This is a genomic window from Candidatus Binatia bacterium (genome assembly GCA_036563615.1).
Lineage (GTDB): Bacteria > Desulfobacterota > Binatia > UBA12015 > UBA12015 > DATCMB01.
The window spans coordinates 251,993-269,209 of record DATCMB010000022.1 but is presented as its reverse complement, the minus strand read 5'-3'; the positions used below and the strand labels follow the sequence as shown (position 1 = coordinate 269,209).

General features: G+C 71.0%; 14 protein-coding genes. 4 read left to right on the top strand and 10 right to left on the bottom strand.

Annotation, left to right across the window (positions count from 1 at the left end):
- Positions 1 to 29: 29 nt before the first annotated feature.
- Together VIS07_19680 and VIS07_19675 are read right to left on the bottom strand one after the other, a co-directional pair.
- Complete coding sequence (locus VIS07_19680) at positions 30 to 173, bottom strand: hypothetical protein (protein ID HEY8517736.1); 144 nt, start codon at positions 171 to 173, stop codon at positions 30 to 32.
- Positions 174 to 227: 54 nt separating this feature from the next.
- On the bottom strand, positions 228 to 1,241 hold the full coding sequence (locus tag VIS07_19675; GenBank protein ID HEY8517735.1) for a hypothetical protein: 1,014 nt from the start codon (positions 1,239 to 1,241) through the stop codon (positions 228 to 230).
- A 63-nt stretch (positions 1,242 to 1,304) separates the two neighbouring features.
- On the opposite strand from VIS07_19675, the gene menB reads away from it, so the two are divergent.
- Entirely contained in the window at positions 1,305 to 2,087 is a 783-nt protein-coding gene (menB, locus tag VIS07_19670) for a 1,4-dihydroxy-2-naphthoyl-CoA synthase (protein HEY8517734.1), read from the top strand.
- 34 nt (positions 2,088 to 2,121) lie between these two features.
- Here menB and VIS07_19665 read toward each other — a convergent pair whose 3' ends face one another.
- The 7 genes from VIS07_19665 to dprA all read right to left on the bottom strand — a co-directional run bounded on the left by VIS07_19665 (position 2,122) and on the right by dprA (position 12,487).
- Entirely contained in the window at positions 2,122 to 2,955 is an 834-nt protein-coding gene (locus VIS07_19665; GenBank protein HEY8517733.1) for an aldolase, read from the bottom strand.
- Positions 2,952 to 3,695 carry a glutathione S-transferase N-terminal domain-containing protein gene (locus VIS07_19660; protein HEY8517732.1) on the bottom strand — a complete coding sequence of 248 codons (744 nt, stop codon included), beginning with the start codon at positions 3,693 to 3,695 and terminating at the stop codon, positions 2,952 to 2,954. Before VIS07_19660 ends, VIS07_19665 begins: the two co-directional genes overlap by 4 nt.
- A gap of 19 nt (positions 3,696 to 3,714) precedes the next feature.
- Positions 3,715 to 4,626, bottom strand: coding sequence for a branched-chain-amino-acid transaminase (gene ilvE, locus VIS07_19655; protein ID HEY8517731.1), 912 nt, complete (start codon positions 4,624 to 4,626; stop codon positions 3,715 to 3,717).
- A gap of 18 nt (positions 4,627 to 4,644) precedes the next feature.
- Positions 4,645 to 7,722, bottom strand: a complete 3,078-nt coding sequence (glnE, locus tag VIS07_19650; protein ID HEY8517730.1) for a bifunctional [glutamate--ammonia ligase]-adenylyl-L-tyrosine phosphorylase/[glutamate--ammonia-ligase] adenylyltransferase — start codon at positions 7,720 to 7,722, stop codon at positions 4,645 to 4,647.
- Positions 7,722 to 9,050: a methylenetetrahydrofolate--tRNA-(uracil(54)-C(5))-methyltransferase (FADH(2)-oxidizing) TrmFO gene (gene trmFO / locus VIS07_19645; GenBank protein ID HEY8517729.1), complete on the bottom strand. Its 1,329-nt coding sequence runs from the start codon at positions 9,048 to 9,050 to the stop codon at positions 7,722 to 7,724. The genes glnE and trmFO overlap by 1 nt, the downstream gene beginning before the upstream one ends.
- A 138-nt stretch (positions 9,051 to 9,188) precedes the next feature.
- Positions 9,189 to 11,492, bottom strand: a complete 2,304-nt coding sequence (topA, locus tag VIS07_19640; protein ID HEY8517728.1) for a type I DNA topoisomerase — start codon at positions 11,490 to 11,492, stop codon at positions 9,189 to 9,191.
- Between the two features lie 29 nt (positions 11,493 to 11,521).
- The gene (dprA, locus tag VIS07_19635; protein ID HEY8517727.1) at positions 11,522 to 12,487 is read right to left on the bottom strand and encodes a DNA-processing protein DprA; all 966 of its coding nucleotides are present in this window, start codon (positions 12,485 to 12,487) and stop codon (positions 11,522 to 11,524) included.
- A 295-nt stretch (positions 12,488 to 12,782) separates the two neighbouring features.
- Between dprA and VIS07_19630 the strand changes: the two genes are divergently transcribed.
- Entirely contained in the window at positions 12,783 to 13,112 is a 330-nt protein-coding gene (locus tag VIS07_19630) for an SCP2 sterol-binding domain-containing protein (protein ID HEY8517726.1), read from the top strand.
- A 117-nt stretch (positions 13,113 to 13,229) separates the two neighbouring features.
- Here VIS07_19630 and VIS07_19625 read toward each other — a convergent pair whose 3' ends face one another.
- A complete protein-coding gene (locus VIS07_19625; protein HEY8517725.1) occupies positions 13,230 to 14,384 on the bottom strand; it encodes a GNAT family N-acetyltransferase in 1,155 nt (384 codons plus the stop codon).
- Positions 14,385 to 14,567: 183 nt separating this feature from the next.
- Here VIS07_19625 and ggt point away from each other — a divergent pair, with 183 nt between their 5' ends.
- Both ggt and VIS07_19615 read left to right on the top strand, forming a co-directional pair.
- A complete protein-coding gene (ggt, locus tag VIS07_19620; protein ID HEY8517724.1) occupies positions 14,568 to 16,316 on the top strand; it encodes a gamma-glutamyltransferase in 1,749 nt (582 codons plus the stop codon).
- On the top strand, positions 16,300 to 17,217 hold the full coding sequence (locus VIS07_19615; GenBank protein HEY8517723.1) for a glycosyltransferase family A protein: 918 nt from the start codon (positions 16,300 to 16,302) through the stop codon (positions 17,215 to 17,217). The genes ggt and VIS07_19615 overlap by 17 nt, the downstream gene beginning before the upstream one ends.

The window sequence follows — 17,217 nt, the reverse complement described above, 5'->3', positions numbered from 1 at the left end:
GAGCGGCCGTCCGACGACCAGGACGTCGCTCAGTCGGACGACGGCAGCGGCTTCGCTTCCTTGAGCTTCATCTCGGTGCCGCAGCACGAGATGCTCCCGCTGCCCGACTTGTTGCAGAGCGCTTCGGTGCCGCAGCTCTCGCACAGGTAGCGCTTGCCCAGCGTGTTGGCCATCGTTCTGCCTCCCGATCGTCGATCGTCAATCTCAAACGGGACGGATCGTCCCGCTCACGTCTGCACCGGAATGGTCGCGACCTCGACCGGCACGTCGCCGGCGTCGCCCTCGACCGCGAGACGACGTCCGGTCTCGGCCACCGCCGCGCGCACGCGCGCCAGCGCCGCCAGGCCACCGTCCGGCAGCCGCACGACGCTGGTCACCCGTCCGACCTCGCCGTCTCCGTCCTTCACCTTCGCACTGCCAGAGAACGACGCGGACGCGTCCGCGGTCAAGCGGACCAGCAGCCAGTTGACGTGCCCGCGCGCCGCGACGCGCTCCATCACCTCCTGCCCGAGGTAGCAGCCCTTGCGGTAGGATACGGCGCGCGCGAAGCACGGCACCTCGGCGGCGAGCGTCTGCGGGCCGTAGTCGACGTCGGCGCGCGCCCAGCCGGCGACGACGCGCTGCACCTCGAGCGCGTCCGCACCGACGCGGCGTGCGCCTTGTGCGACGAGCGCCTCGGCGAGCGCGTCGCGCGCGCCGGCGTCCGACGTCCAGACGCGGAACGCGTCGAGGCCCATGTCGCGAGTACGGGCGACGCGCAGCTTCGCACCACCGTGCTCGACCTCGAGGTGCGCGCACTCGGCGAGCGCGCGCAGCGCGTCCGCGTGCGCCGGGAGCGCGCCCGCCAGCACCTCGATCGCGCGCGGGCCGCGCAGCGCGACGCCGTGCGCGACCAGCTCGTCGAGCTCGACGTCGTCCGCGACGATGAAGCGCTCGAGCGCCTCGCGGACGCGCGAGCGCGCCGGCGCGTCGGTCTCGAGCCAGAACGCGTCCGCGAGCGCCAGCACGAGCAGGTCCGCCACCGGACGCCCTTGCTCGGTGAGCAGCAGCGCGTACGTCCCCTGCCCCGCCGCGAGCGACGCCACGTCGTTCGACAGCATGCCTTGCAGGAAGCTCGTGCGATCCTCGCCGCGCGCCGCGAGCAGCGCGCGGTCGTCGAGCGGCGACAGCGCCGCGCCCTCTCTCAGCGCGCCGAGGTCGTCGCGCAGCCGATCAACGTCCTGGATCGAGAGCGTGCTCATCGCTCCTCGTCTCGGTAGCAGAGGGTGCGCGAAGCGTGCCAGATTGCGCGCAGGGAGAGCAACGTGAGCTATCAGGACATTCTCTACGAGGTGCGCGACCAGGTCGCGTGGGTGACGATCAACCGGCCGCAGCGGCGCAACGCGTTTCGGCCCGAGACGGTCGACGAGCTGATCGACGCCTTCAAGAAGGCGTGGGCCGACCGCGGCGTCGGCGTCGTCGTCCTGTCTGGCGCCGGCAACACCTTCTGCTCGGGCGGCGACCAGAAGGAGCGCGGCCCGCACGGCTACGGCGACCGTCCCGGCATCGGGCTCGACGTCGCCGGCCTGCACGGCGTGATCCGCGCGATCCCGAAGCCGGTGATCGCGATGGTCGACGGCTACGCGATCGGCGGCGGACACGTGCTGCACGTCGTCTGCGACCTCACGATCGCGTCGGACCGCGCGATCTTCGGCCAGGTCGGACCGAAGATGGGCAGCGTCGACCCGGGCTTCGGCACCGCGTACCTCGCGCGCGTCGTCGGCGAGAAGAAGGCGCGCGAGATCTGGTTCCTGTGCCGTCAGTACGGCGCGCAGGAAGCGCTCGAGATGGGGCTCGTGAACAAGGTCGTTCCCGCGGATCGTCTGCGCGAGGAGGTCGAGGCGTGGTGTCGCGAGCTCAACGCGATGAGCCCGACCGCGCTCAAGATCGCCAAGGCGTCGTTCAACGCCGATACCGACCACATCCACGGCAACACCGAGCTCGGCTTCGCCGCGCTCGAGCTGTACTACGGGAGCCCCGAAGGTCAGGAGGGACGCAAGGCCTTCGAGGAGAAGCGCCCGCCCGAGTTCGCGAAGTTCAGACGCTGATTCCGCCGGATTCGTGCCGACGGCGCGCGCGCCGTCAGCCGTCGCGCAGGATGCGCATCGCCTGCGCGGCGCTCGCGCCGTCGTGCACGATCGCCATGAAGGCGCGCGTGATCGCCGACGGCTTCTCGTGCTGGATCACGTTGCGCCCGTAGACGATTCCCGCGGCGCCCTGCTTCATGACCTGCTCGGTGCGCGCGAAGATCTCCTCCTCCGACGCCTTGCCGCCGCCGCGCACGAGAACCGGCTTGCCGCCAGCGACGCGCACCACGCGGTGGAAGTCCGCGAGGTCGTCCGTGGGATCCGCCTTGATGACGTCGGCGCCGAGCTCGACCGCCTGGCGGACGAGCGTCGTGATGCGCGTCACGTCGCCGTCGACGGCGAAGCCGCCCTTGCCGTCGGGCTTCATCGCGATCGGCTCGACCATGAGCGGCATACCGAAGCGCTCGCACTCGGGCTTCAGCCGGCAGAGGTTCTCGACGCACTGCCGGTGCAGATCGACCTCGCCCGGCACCAGCAGCAGGAACGCGACCACGCAAGCCGCGTCGAGCCGCACCGCCTGCTCGACGCCGCCGTCCATCAGGCTGCAGAAGAGCTCGTCGGGCGGGTTCGGTCCGTAGACGTTCGCCACGTCGACGCGCGCGACGAGCGCCGGCTTGTGCTTGCCCGGAATGCTCTGCAGAAGCGGCGCCTGCCCGGGCGTGAGCTGGATCGCGTCGGGGTTGGCCTCGACGATGGTCCGGATCGCCGCCGGCATGTCCTCGATGCCGCCGAGGAAGGTCGGCTCGTTGAACACGCCGTGGTCAATCGCAACATCGAAGCAGCGCCCGTCGGGCGCGAACAGACGTCCGAGACGTGGTGCCACGCTCATGAGCTGGTCCCCGCGGTGGCGGCGCGCACCGTGCTCCCGGCGCGCGCCGGCAGCGCGTACGTCTCCTCGAGGTAGGCGACGATGTCGGCCGACTCGAAGAGCGCACGCCCCGTGTTCGGATCGAAGAGATACGGCACCTGCATCTTGCCGGAACGCGCGACGAACGCCTCGCGCTTCGGGCTGCCCTTGGCGACGTTGTGCAGGAGGTACGGCAGCTCGAGCTCGCACAGCGTCTCGCGCACGAGCCGACAGTACGGCGACGCCTCGAAGCTCCAGAGCTCGAGCGGTTGCTCCGGCGCGCGCGACGGACGCGCCCACGCACCCTTCATCGGCCGCCACAGCGTGCCCGCAACGAGCGTCGCCATGACGAGCGGCTGCGCGAAGTGCCACGGCGGGCTGCCGTCGCCGTACTGCTCGTAGAGGTAGCGCACGATGTCGTCGGATTCGTACATCGCGTGGCCGGTGTTCGGGTCGACGAGCCAGGGAAACTGCTTCTTGCCGCCGCGCGCCACCACGGTCGGACGGAAGCGCTCGCCGTTCTTCGGGCACGGGCGCACGAGCGCGTCGAGGTCGAGCATCGACAGCGCCTCGCGCACCTTGCGGCAGAACGGGCAGGCCTCGAACTCGTAGAGCTCGAGGAGCTTCTCGGGCCGCTTGCCGAGCTTTCCGACGGCGAGCCCGGCCCCGAGACGCGCGACGCTCGAGCCCAGCGACGTCGCCACATCCAGCGCTCGACGCATCGCCCGCTCCTTCCCGGACTCAGACCGGCGTGAGCCAGCTGCGGTAGCGCTCGTTGCGGCCCCGCACGATGTCGAAGAAGTCTTTCTGCAGCGAGGACGTCACCGGGCCCGGCGTCTCGCGTCCGACGCGACGGCCGTCGAGCTCGCGGATCGGCGTGATCTCGACCGCGGTGCCGGTGAGGAACGCCTCGTCGGCGATGTAGATCTCGTCGCGCGTGATGCGCTCCTCGCGCACGTCGACGCCGCGGTCGCGCAGGATCTTGATCACCGAGTCGCGCGTGATGCCCGGCAGGATCGAGTGCCCGCCCGGCGTCTTCACCACGCCGTCGCGCACCACGAAGATGTTCTCGCCGCTGCCCTCCGCGACGAAGCCCTCGGTGTCGAGCATGAGCGCTTCCTGGAAGCCGCCCGAGCGCGCTTCGTGCGACGCGAGGATCGAGTTCACGTAGTTCCCGACCGTCTTCGCCTTCGACATCAGCGTGTTCGAGTGGAAGCGGTGGAACGACGAGGTCTTCGCGCGGATGCCCTTGGTGATGCCCTCGTCGCCGAGGTAGGCGCCCCAGCGCCAGGCCGCGATCGCGACCCGCACCGGATTCTCCGCCGCGAGGCCCATCTCGCCGTCGCCGAGGAAGACGAGCGGGCGGATGTAGCACTCCTCGAGCCCGTTCTTGCGCACCGTCTCGACGCACGCGTCGTCGATCTCCTGCTCGCCGAACGGGATCTCGAGACCGAGGATGCGCGCCGAGTCGAACAGGCGGCGGTTGTGCTCGCGCAGGCGGAACACCAGAGAGCGCCCGTCGTCGCCGCGGTAGCAGCGAATGCCCTCGAAGACGCCGAGGCCGTAGTGCAGGGTGTGCGTCAGAACGTGGACGTTCGCCTCGTCCCAGGGAACGAAGCGGCCGTCGAGCCAGATCCAGCTACTCTTCTCCACGGATGCTCCTTTGCTCGCCTACCCGCTCGCGGCGCGGCCGACGAGGCGCTGGAAGACGTCTCGCACGGCGTCGCGATGGCGATCGAGCTCCTCTAGCAAAACCTCCCCGGCCTGCGCCCCCTCCTCCGTGATGCCCATGCGGCGGGCGACGCTCACCAGCGCGACGGGGTCGCGCGTGATGCGCTCGATCGGGTGCTCGCCCTCGATGCGCAGCCGGTTCTCGAGCCCGCGCAGGAACGAGTGCGCGGCGACCAGCGTGCGGAGGTCGTCGGGCGACAGCAGCCCGGCCGCGCCGAGCGCGTCGAGCAGCGGGCGCGTCGCGCGCTGCCGGAGCTCGGGGCGGGCGTGCCCGTGCTCGAGGGCGAGCGCCTGGGCGATGAACTCGATGTCGACGAGCCCGCCGCGCCCGACCTTGAGATTGACGTGCTTCTCGTCCTCGCGCGCGAGCTCGCGCTCCATGCGGCTGCGCATGCGCGCGATCTCGGCGAGCTCCTCGCGCGTCAGCCCGCGTCCGAAGACGAACCCCTCGATGATCTCGTGAATCTTCTTGGCGAGCGGCTCCGGTCCGCACACCGTACGCGCGCGGATCAGCGCTTGCCGTTCCCACAGCGCCGACGATTGCGCGTGGTAGTGCGCGAAGCCCTCGAGCGAGGTGACCAGCGGACCGAAGCGCCCCGACGGCCGCAGCCGGGTGTCGATCTTGTAGACGTAGCCCTCGCGGGTCGCGAGCTGCAGCACGAGCAGCAGGAGCTGCGCGACCTTGGCGAAGAACTCCTGCGGGCCGAGCACGGTCCGCTCGTCGGCGTGCTGCTCGGACGTCTCCGCCGTCGGCGGTGGTGCTTCGCTCTCCGGCGACGGCCCGTAGATGAAGATCAGATCGAGGTCCGAGTGGTAGTTGAGCTCGCGTCCGCCGAGCTTGCCGAGCGCCACTACCGCGAGCGACAGCCCCGCGGGCGGCACGTAACGACGGCTGCGCTCGGCGAGCGCGATGTCGTACGCGCGCGACAGGCAGACCTCGGCGAGGTCGCTGAGCTGCGTGCTCACCTCGCTGTAGTGCAGCTCGCCGAAGACGTCGCGCGAGCCGATGCGAAGGAACTCGTCGTTGCGGTAGCGACGCAGGACGTCGAGCTGGCCCTCGAAGTCCGGCGCCTGCTCGAGCAGCGCATCGAGCTCGCGCGCGAAGTCGTCGCGCGACTTGTGCACCACCGCGAGATCCGCGCGCACGAGCGTGTCGAGCAGCTCGGGATGCTGCAGCAGCGTGTTCGACAGGTAGTCGCTCGACGCGAACAGCGTCACCAGCAGGCGCAGCGTCGCCGGGTTCTCGGCGAGCAGCGCGAGGAACGTCCGCCGCGCGCCGACGCGCACCAGGAAGTCCGCGAGACGCGCGAGCGCGCGGTCGGGCCGCGCCGTCTGGCGGACGGCGTCGAGCAGCGCCGGCGCGAGCGCGACCAGCGTGCGGCGGCTGACGGCGCTCGCGCGCGCGTGCGGCGCGCCGTCGCGGATCAACCGCAGCGCCGCGAGCGCCGCGTCGGGATCCTCGAAGCCGAGCCGCGCCGCGCGCTCGCGCGCGTCCGGCGCGTCGAGCTCGTCGATCAGGGTGCGGGTCGCCTCGTCCGCGGAGCGCAGCGTCTGCTCGCGGCGCTCGCGGAAGAGCTCGGAGAACGCGGCGCGCACGACCGACGTGTGGCGCGCGTGGGTTTCCTCGAAGCGCGCGAGCGCGTCGCCGCCGAGACGCCGCCGCCACACCGGCCCCTCGCCCTCGAGGTGCAGGCCGAGGCGACGCGCGACGATCGTGCGCCCCTCTGCATCTTCGGGCAGGACGTGTACTTGACGGTCCTCGTCGATCTGCAGCGCGTGCTCGACGCGACGCAGCCACGGGTACGCGGCGGCGAGCGCCTCGCCGTCGGACGGCTGCAGGAGCCCGATCTCGAGAAGCCTCTGCAGGAGCCCGAGCGTGCTGCGCTCGCGTAGCCGACGGTCCTTGCCGCCGTGCACCATGGCGAAGGACTGCACGAGGAACTCGATCTCGCGGATGCCGCCGGGGCCGAGCTTGACGTTGCGCTCTCCCCTGCCCTTGCCGCGCTCCTGCGCCTCGACGCGCGCCTTCATCGCCTCGAGGTCGGCGATCATCGTGTAGTCGAGCGTGCGTCGGTAGATGAACGGCTCGAGCTCGGCGAGCAGCAGGTCGCCGAGCTCGCGATCGCCGCCGACCGGCCGCGCCTTGAACAGCGCGGCGCGCTCCCAGGTCTGGCCGAGCGCCTCGTAGTACTGCAGGGTGCCGGCGAGCGAGTTGGTGAGCGGCCCGTTCATGCCGTCGGGACGCAGCCGCAGGTCGACGCGGAAGACGAAGCCGTCGGCGGTCACCTCGGAGAGCAGCTTCGAGGTCCGCTCCGCGAGCCGCGTGAAGAAGTTCTGCGCCGCGAGCGCGCCGCGAGCGCCACCCGAGCTGGTCGCGGCGTCGCTCTCGTGGACGAACACGAGGTCGACGTCCGAGCTGTAGTTGAGCTCGCACGCGCCGAGCTTGCCGAAGCCGAGCACGGCGAAGCGGTTGCGCCGTCCGCCCTCGAGCTCGAGCGTGCCGTGCTGCGCCTCGAGCTGCGCGCGCGCGACCGCGGTTGCGGCGGTGATCGCCGTCTCCGCGGTCTCGGTCAGGCCGACGAAGGTCTCGGTGATCGGCGCGAGCCCCCAGAGGTCGCGCGCACCGATGCGCAGGTACGCGCGCTGCCGCCAGCGTCGCAGCTCGCGCGCCGCCGCACCCTGCTCGTGCGCGAGCTCGACCAGCGCGTCGACGTCGAGCTCGGGCGGCGGCAGCTCGTCGCGCACCGCGGCGCGCAGCCAGCCCGGCCAGTCGTCGAGCGAGCGCAGCACGCGGCTCAGGTGGCCGCTGCCGCCGAGCAGGACGAAGAGCGCGATCCGCTCCTCATGCGAGAGGCCCCCGAGAACCTCGGCGACGTCGGACAGGTCGGCCGCGCGCGCGAGCGCGAGCTCGGGCTGCGCGGCGTACGCCGCCTCGCCCTCGACGAGCTCGGGCGCGAGGCCGGCGCGCTCCGCGAGCGAGGCCCGCGTGCCGCTCCCTGCCTCCTGCGCCGTCGACATCAGGCGGCGCGGGCGACGTCGCTCGCGGCGTCGTGGCCGAAGGCGTCGAGGTCGGCGAGCGCGCGCTCGGCGAGCGCGATCTTCTTCTCGGGGCCCTTCAGGCGACGTCCCTCGAGCGGCGGGAAGAGGCCGTAGTTGGCGTTCATCGGCTGGAAGTCGGTGCGCCCGGGCTGCGTGACGTAGCGGATCAGCGAGCCGAGCGCGGTCGTCGCCGGCGGCACGAGCGGCTCGCGACCCAGCGCCAGCCGCGCCGCGTTGACGCCCGCGAGATAGCCCGCGCTCGCCGACTCGAGGTAGCCCTCGACGCCGATCAGCTGCCCGGCGATCAGCAGGTCGGGACGCACGCGCGTCTGCAGCGTCGGGCGCAGGACCTTCGGCGCCTCGATGAACGTGTTGCGGTGCAGGCTGCCGAGCCGCACGAACTCGGCCTTCTCGAGACCCGGGATGGTGCGGAAGATCCGGCGCTGCTCCGGGTAGGTCATCTTGGTCTGGAAGCCGACCATGTTGAACAGCGTCGCGTTGCGGTCGTCCTGGCGGAGCTGCACCACCGCGTACGGACGCTTGCCGGTGCGTGGGTCGACGAGCCCGACCGGCTTCATCGGACCGAAGGCGAGCGTGTCGCGTCCGCGGCGCGCCATCTCCTCGATCGGCAGACAGCCCTCGAAGTGGACGCAGCGCTCGAAGTCGCGCGTCGGCACCTTCTCCGCGGCGAGGATCTCGTCGACCAGCCGCTCGTACGCCTCGCGGTCGAGCGGGCAGTTCACGTAGTCGTCGCCGCCCTTGCCGTAGCGCGAGGCGCGGAACGCCTTCGTCATGTCGATCGACTCGGCGGTGACGATCGGCGCGATCGCGTCGTAGAAGTAGAGGTACTCCGCGCCGAACAGCTTGCGCAGCGACTCCGCAAGCCCGGGCGAGGTGAGCGGCCCCGAGGCGATGATGGTGAGGCCCGGCGGCGGCTCGAGCACCTCCTCGCGACGCAGGACGACGCCGGGCAGCGCGAGCACCGCCTCGGTCATCGCGCGCGCGAAGCCCTCGCGGTCGACCGCGAGCGAGCCGCCCGCCGGCACCCGATGCTCGTCGGCAATCCGCATCACCAGCGAGCCGAGACGCCGCATCTCCTCCTTCAGGAGACCGATCGCGGTCGTGCGCTCGGCGCTGCGGAAGCTGTTCGAGCACACCAGCTCGGCGAGCAGGTCGGTCTGGTGCGCCTCGGTGCTGCGCACCGGGCGCATCTCGTAGAGGTCGACGCCGATCCCACGGCGTGCGAGCTGCCAGGCCGCCTCGCAGCCGGCGAGGCCGCCGCCGACGATCGAGACGCGCGGGCTCATCCGGGCGAGATTAGCGCGCCGACGTGCGAATCGACAGGGGCGAGCGCGCGGCCTGCAGGAGCGACGGCGCGGCCGTCGGGAACGAAGGCGCGACCGACGGAACCGACCGAACGGCGCGGAGCGGCCGCCAAGCCTCGCTCAGGCGACCGCCTGCTCGAGCGCCTCGCGGAAGTCGCACTCGGGGTTCGGGCACTTCTTCTCGGCGCCGGCGCGCTTGGTCACCTTCTCGACCAGGAACTTGCCGCCGCAGCGCGGGCACGGCTCGGCGAGCGGCTTGTCCCACGAGCTGAAGGTGCAGTCGGGGTAGCGATTGCAGCTGTAGAACAGCTTCCGCTTGCGCGAGAACTTCTGCACGACGTCGCCGACGCCGCAGTCCGGGCACTTCATGCCGATCGGCTCGGGCAGCTTGAGCGGCTGCACCTCGCGGCACTCGGGGTAGCCCGTGCAGCCGACGAACTTGCCGAAGCGGCCGAACTTGATCTGCATCGGACGGCCGCACTTCGGGCAGGTGCGGTCGATGGTCTCTTCCTTCGCGACCTCGATCGAGCCGTCCTCGCGCCGCGTGAAGTTCTTGGTGTTGCGGCACTCGGGGTAGTTCGTGCAGGCGATGAACTCGCCGCGTCGACCCCACTTGATGACCATCGGCGCCGAGCAGCGCTCGCAGGTGAGATCCGTCGGGATCTCCTGCGTCTTGACGTCGCGCATGTGCTCGTCGGCGTGCTCGAGGTCCTTGGTGAAGGGGTCGTAGAAGCTGCGCACCGCCGAGACCCAGCTCTTCGAGCCCTCCTCGACGGTGTCGAGCACCTCCTCCATGCCGGCGGTGAACTCGACGTTGAAGATGTCGGGGAACGCCTCGACGAGGAGGTCGGTGACCAGCATGCCGAGCTCGGTCGGGTGCAGGCGGCGCGACTCGTCCTCGGTGACGTAGTCCTTCTCGAGGATCGTCCCCATGATGCTGGCGTAGGTCGACGGGCGGCCGATGCCCTTCTCCTCGAGCTCCTTGATCAGCGTCGCCTGCGTGAAGCGCGGCGGCGGCTGCGTGAAGTGCTGCTCGGGGTTCAGCTCGAGGAGCTTCAGGTGGTCGCCCGGCTTGAGCGGCGGCAGCTGACGATCGTCGGTGGAGTCGGACTCGGCGGACTCGTCCTGCGTCTTCTCGTCCGTGCCCTCGATGTAGACCCGCATGAAGCCGTCGAACTTCATCACCTGCCCGTTGGCGCGGAACAGGTACTCGCCGACGGGGATGTCGACCGCCGTCTGGTCGTAGACCGCGGGCGCCATCTGGCTCGCGACGAAGCGGTTCCAGATCAGCGTGTAGAGCTTGAGCTCGGCCGGATCGAGGAACGGCTCGACGCGCTCCGGCGTGTACTCCATCGACGTCGGACGGATCGCCTCGTGCGCGTCCTGCGCCTGCTTGCGCGAGCGGTAGACCGGCGGCTCCTTCGGCAGGTACTGCTCGCCGTAGCGGGCCTTGATGAACTCGCGCGCGTGCGCCTGCGCCTCGGGCGAGACGCGGGTCGAGTCGGTGCGCATGTAGGTGATGAGACCGACCGCGCCCTCGCTGCCGAGCTCGACGCCCTCGTAGAGCTTCTGCGCGATGCTCATCGTCCGCTTCGGGCTGAACGACAGCTTGCGCGACGCCTCCTGCTGCAGACGCGACGTGATGAAAGGAGGCTGCGGGTTGCGCTTGCGCTCCTTGGTCTCGACGTCGCGGACGATCCACAGCGCGTTCTTGACCGCCTGCAGGATCGCCTTCGCCTGCTCCTCGTTCTCGATCCGGAAGCCCTTGGGATCGAGACGCTTGCCTCCGACCTCGACCAGGCGGGCGTCGAACGCCGGCGGCAGCGGCCCCTCGAGGCGCGCGGTGAGCGACCAGTACTCGACCGGGACGAAGGCGCGGATCTCGCGCTCGCGGTCGACGATGATCCGCACCGCGACGGTCTGCACGCGCCCCGCCGAGAGCCCGCGGCGGACCTTCTTCCACAGCAGCGGCGACACCTGGTAGCCGACGAGGCGGTCCAGGACGCGGCGCGCCTGCTGGGCGTCGTAGCGATCCTTATTGAGGGGTTGCGGATTCGCGATCGCGCGCTTGACCGCGTCCTTGGTGATCTCGTTGAACAGGACGCGCTTCAGCTTGGATTGCGGCACGCCGAGCTTCTCGGCGATGTGCCAGGCGATCGCCTCGCCCTCGCGGTCCGGGTCGGGCGCGAGGTAGATCGTCTCCTTTTCCTTCGCGGCCTTGCGCAGCTCGGCGATGATCTTCGCCTTGCCGGGGATGACGTTGTAGGTCGGGGCGAAGTCGTTCTCGATGTCCACCCCGAGCTTGCTCTTCGGCAAGTCCAGGATGTGCCCGACCGAAGCGCGGACCTGGTAATCCCGGCCAAGGTACTTGGCCAGGGTCTTCGCCTTCGCCGGGGACTCGACGACAACCAGGTTCTTCGCCATCCAGTGATCTCCGCCCGAACCAGGCGCGGTTAACGCTCGTCCGGAGGTGAGTCAACCCCGCCCTCAGCACGAGCCGTGCCAGATGCGGCGGCATCCGCGGTGGCGACGTACAGCCCGCCGGGCCCGCGGACGACCAGCCCGCGGAGCTCGAGAAGCAGCAATTGATTGAGGATTTCCGGGATCCGGGTGTCGGTTCGGGCGGCCATCGCGTCGACCGTGGAGGCCCCGTCCCGGATGGCGGTGAGGAGCTCCGCCAGCTCCGGCGAGAGCCCGGTCGCCGCCCCGCCCGCCGTCCGCGGACGCAGGACGCCCGGCGGCAGCTCGAGCAGCACGTCGTCGACGCTCTCGACCAGGCGCGCGCCCCGCTTGAGCAGCGCGTGCGGCCCGCGCGAGCGCGCCGAGGTCACGGGTCCCGGCACGGCGAACACCTCGCGCCCCTGCTCGAGGGCGTGCTGCGCGGTCACCAGCGAGCCGCTCTTCAGCGTCGCCTCGACCACCACGACGCCGAGCGCGAGCCCGCTGATGATCCGGTTGCGCTGCGGGAAGTGCTCGCGGCGCGGCGGCGTGCCGGGCGGCAGCTCCGAGACGACGGCGCCGCGCGCGAGGATCTCGTCGCGCAGCGCGCGGTGCGCGCGGGGATAGAGGATGTCGGTTCCGGTGCCGAGTACCGCGATCGTCGTCCCGCCCGCGTCGAGCGCGCCGCGATGCGCGGCGCCGTCGATGCCGAGCGCGAGCCCGCTCACGACGCAGAGACCCGCCTGCGCGAGCTCGCGCGCGAGCGAGCGCGCGAACGCGAGACCGTAGGCCGTCGCGTCGCGCGCGCCGACGATCGCGATCGCCGGCGACGACAGCTCCTCCGGGCACGCGCTCAATCGTCCGCGCACGTAGAGCCGAGACGGCGGCGCGTGCACGTGGCGCAGTGCACCCGGATACGCGTGATCGTCGAACGCGAGGACGATCTCGTCGCCCGCGCACGAACCGCCGTCGCTCTCCATCGACCGCCTCCGTCGCGCGACGCACGCGCGCGCTTCGTCACCAACCGACGCGAGGAAACGCCTCTATCCGGACGGTCAGTCGGCACCAATGTACCGTCGAGCAAAAACGGACGATGCGACGCGCTCGGCGCCGTCATCGTTGTTGACAAGCATCGGGGGTGCGACTAATCGAGAGGCTTCCGAGCCAGCGCGAATCGGGCGTTCCCGCCCGAGAATCCATGGAGGGGGCACGCTCGAGAGTTCGGGGAGTCGCAGCGTGCCGCTGTCGCGCAGCACCTAATAAGGAGAGAGAAGAATGCCGACCGTGAAGGAAATCTTTGCCGAGATGCCGAACCGCTTCAACGCCGACGCGGCCAAGGGGATGAACTCGGTCATTCAGTTCAACCTCACCGGCGAGGGCGACAACGCTGGTCAGTACCACGCGATCATCAAGGACGGCACGCTCGAGGTGAAGGAAGGCACGCACCCGTCGCCCAACATGACGATGACCATGGCCGGCTCGGACTACGTCGACATGACGACGGGCAAGCTCAACGGCCAGATGGCGTTCATGAGCGGCAAGCTGAAGATCGCGGGCGACATGGGTCTCGCGATGAAGATGCAGTCGCTCTTCAAGATGGGCTGAGAACCCTCACGTGGGGACGCCCGGTGTCCCCGTGAACGGCATTCAACCAGAAAAAAACGGCGCGGTTCCCCGCGCCGTTTTTTCTTTCTTTGATTTCGTTGCACGACGCGCCCGCGCTCACGCGAGGTCGAGCCGGAACACCTTGACCCGGCCCCGCCGCGCGGGGTCGTAGTCCTTCCACTTCGCGGCCGGGATCTCGTCGTGCCCGACCTGGCGGAAGCCCTCGCCGCGGAAGAAGCGCGCCGCCTCCTCGTTGGCGGTCACCGCGAAGACGTAGCGCAGCTGACGCGCCTGGGCCTCGGCGACGAGCCGCCGCACGATCCGGCGTCCGATGCGCTCGCCCTTGAAGCGCGTGATCGTGTAGAGCCCGGCGATCTCGCCCGCCTTCTCCTCCGCGTACGGCGTCACGTAGAGCGCGCCCATGCCGGCGAGGTGCTCGCGGCCGATCCACGCGCCGAAGCCGCCGAGCAGCAGGCGCGCGATCTCGTCGCCGCTGCGCGGCTTGAGCAGCCCCTCCTTCTGCCCGCGCGCGACCAGACGCTCGACCTCGTGGAAGTCGTCGATCGACAGCCGATCGACCCGGCAGTAGTCGTCGCGCGTGAACAGCGTCCCCGAGCCCTCGTAGGTGAAGAGCTCGCGGCTGAGACCGTCGATGCGGCACAGGTTCACCGAGCCGACGCCGCTCTCGAGCACGCGGTCGATCTCGCCGAGCATCGCGCGTCGGTGCGACAGGCCGTGGAACTCCGCCTCGCCGGCCTCGAGCAGCACGTCGAGCGTCGCCTGGTCGAGGAACGACAGCACGCGCCGGCTCTTCGGCTCGCGCAGACCACCGGCCGGGTCGAGCAGCACGAGCTTGTGGACGCGGAAGCGCTCCGCCGTCCGGCACGCGGGCGCGAGCGCCGAGCCGCGGCACAGGACGACGCACAGCGCGCGGACGCGCAGAACGTCCCAGACGTCGGCGAGGGTCGCGTCCGGATCGTCGTCGCGCCACACGACGGTGTCCCCGCGGCGGCGCGACGGCGGCGAGCCTGGACGGCGGCGCGCACGCGCCTGCGGCAGCCCGAGCCAGCGGCGCGTCGAGCGGCCGCGCATGGTCGGCGCGGTCTCGCCGACCACGACCAGCAGCTGCGTGCCGTGCGCCAGGAGCTCGCGGACGACGGTGGCCAGGCGGCGACGCGCGGTCGCGGCGCGCAGCGCGCTCCTCTCCGCCGCGAGCACCAGCGTCCGGCCGCGAAACTCATCGAGATAAAAATCCTTTTCGGTGAACGCCACGCGGAGCCCTTACCACAGCGTCCGCGGGCTTTCCGGCGCGCGCGTCGCCACGCTCGTCGGCGCGACGACCGCTCCTCGTCGTCGACGTGGCGGCGCTCGTCAGCGAAGCGACGGCCGCTCGTCGCGGGCGCGACCGCCGCGCGCCTTGCGCCGCCTCGGACGCGCGTCTAAACGGTCGCCTCGTTGAGACCTTCGTGCACCGGGCGGTGCTCCGGGCACCGCTCCTGGTGCGTCGCGATCCTTCTCCTCGTTCTCGCTTGCGCGCCGCGTGAGGCGTCGGCGCGCGGCGTCGCGATCGTCGCAGCGGACAACCCGCTCGCCGCCGACGCCGGGCTCGAGATCCTGAGCAGCGGCGGCTCGGCGGTCGACGCCGCGATCGCGACCGCGCTCGCGGTGTGCGTCGTGCACCCGTCGTCGTGCGGCATCGGCGGCGGCGGCTTCATGGTCATCTGGGACGACGAGCGCCGCAAAGCGGTCGCGCTCGACTACCGCGAGACCGCGCCCGCGCGCGTGCGTCCGGAGCTCTACGAGGAGGACGGCCAGTACGTCGCGCAGCGCAGCCGCCGCGGTGCGCTCGCGGTCGGCGTGCCGGGTGAGATCGCCGGGCTCGCCGCGGCGCACGAGCGCTTCGGACGGCTGCCGTGGCGACGTCTCTTCGAGCCCGCGATCCGCCTCGCCCGCGACGGCTTCGCGGTGTCGAAGCACCTCGCCTCGCAGCTCCAGCGTCACAAGGAGGCGCTCGCCGCCGACCCCGAGCTGGCGAGCGTCTACCTCGATCCCACCGGCGCGCCGTGGGCCGAGGGTGCGCTGCTGCGCTCGACCGCGCTCGCCGCGACGCTCGAGCGCATCGCCGACGAGGGGCCGCGCGCGTTCTACACCGGTCCCGTCGCGCAAAAGATCGCCGACACCGTGCAGGCCGGCGGCGGCGTGCTGACGGTCGAGGACCTGGCGCGCTACCGTCCCGTGTGGCGCACGCCGCTCGAGGTCGGCTACCGCGGCGCGCGCGTCTACACGATGCCGCCGCCGAGCGGCGGCGGACCCGCGCTGGTCCTCGCGCTGCGGACGCTCGAGCGCTACGACGTCGCGGCGCTCGGGCTCGCGACGCCGACCCGCTTCCAGCTCTTCGCCGAGATCTTCAAGCACGCGTTCGCCGACCGCGCGCGCGCGTCCGGTGATCCGGCGTTCGACGAGCTGCCTCCCCTGCCGCGCGGCGCCCCGCTCCGCGGACGTCTCTTCGCCAGCCGCACGCTGCCGCCCGAGCAGTACGGCACCGTCGGCGTCCCCGCGCGCGATGGCGGTACATCGCATCTTTCGGTAATCGCTCCGGACGGGTCGGCGGTGGCCTTGACGACGACGATCAACACGGGGTTCGGCGCGATGCTCGGCGTTCCGGGAACGGGCATCGTGCTCAACAACGAGATGGACGACTTCAGCTTCGACAGCCCGAACCTGTTCGGCCTCGCGCCCGGGCGCACGAACCGCATCGAGCCCGGCAAGCGTCCCGCGAGCAGCATGACGCCCACGGTCGCGGTGCGCGATGGACGTGCCGTCGTCGCCGTCGGCGCGTCCGGTGGTCCTCTCATCGTCAGCGCGACCATCGAGGTGCTGAGCAACGTGCTCGACTTCGGGCTGCCGCCGGAAGCCGCGGTCGCGGCGCCGCGCGTCCACCACCAGTGGCAGCCGAACGTGCTGCTGGTCGAGCCCGGCGTGCGGCCGATCGATCGCGAGGCGCTCGCACGGCTCGGGCACGAGCTGCGCGAGTTCCCGGCGATCGCCGCGGTGTCGCTCGCGACCGACCTGCCCGGCAACGTCGGCGGCGCCGGCGACCCGCGCAAGGGCGGCGGCGCGCGCGTCGAGCCGATGTCCGCGGCCCTGCCGTCGCCCCCGACCGCCATCACGACAGCGGAGTTGCAGCATGCAGCAGGATGGTGACGCGGTCCTCTCGGTGATCGTGCCGACGCGCAATCGCGCGCGCAGCCTCCGCGAGCTGCTGGTCAGCTTCGACAAGCTCGTGCCGCCGCCGGTGCCGTACGAGATCGTCGTCGCGGACAACGGCTCCACCGACGAGACGCCGCGCTTGCTTTCCCAGTGGCGTACCGCGGGTCCGCGCCGTCTCGTGGTGCGGGTCCCCGAGCCCGGCAAGTCGCGCGCGTGCAACGCGGCGATCGCGGCGTCGCGCGGGCAGCTGCTCGCGTTCGTCGACGACGACGTCGTCGCCGAGCCGATGTGGCTCGCCGAGGTGTGGGACTACTTCACGCGCCACGACTGCTTCGCGGCGCAGGGCTCGGTGATCTGGCCGCGCGAGGCGATGGAGGACCCGGAGCTCTACGCCCTCCTCGACCGCTATCGCACGATCGTCCACCTCGACCTCGATCCCGACACCGTGCGCACCAAGCTCACCGGCGCGAACATGGCGATCCGCCGGCACACGTTCGCGGTCGTCGGGCTCTTCAATGAAAAAATCGGTCCGGGCGCGGCCGGTCTCAGCGAGGACAACGAGCTCGCCGACCGCATCATCGCCCACGGCGGCTGGATCGGCTACATGAGCCGCGCGCGCGTGATCCACGAGATCGACCGCTCGCGCCTCACCGAGGAGTACTTCGAGGAGTACCACCGTCGGCAGGGAAGGAGCCGCTACGCCTACAAGCACAACAAGGTGCTGACCAGCATCCTGCCGAACCTGGCGAAGGCGTGCATCAATTACGCGGCGTACAGCCTGGTCGGCAACGTGCGGAAGAAGTACCGCGCCAAGGGACGCTTCTACCACTACAGCGAGATGCTGTCGCTGGCGCGCAAGCAGCGCGCGCGCGCCTCGACGCAATCCCGCACCTGA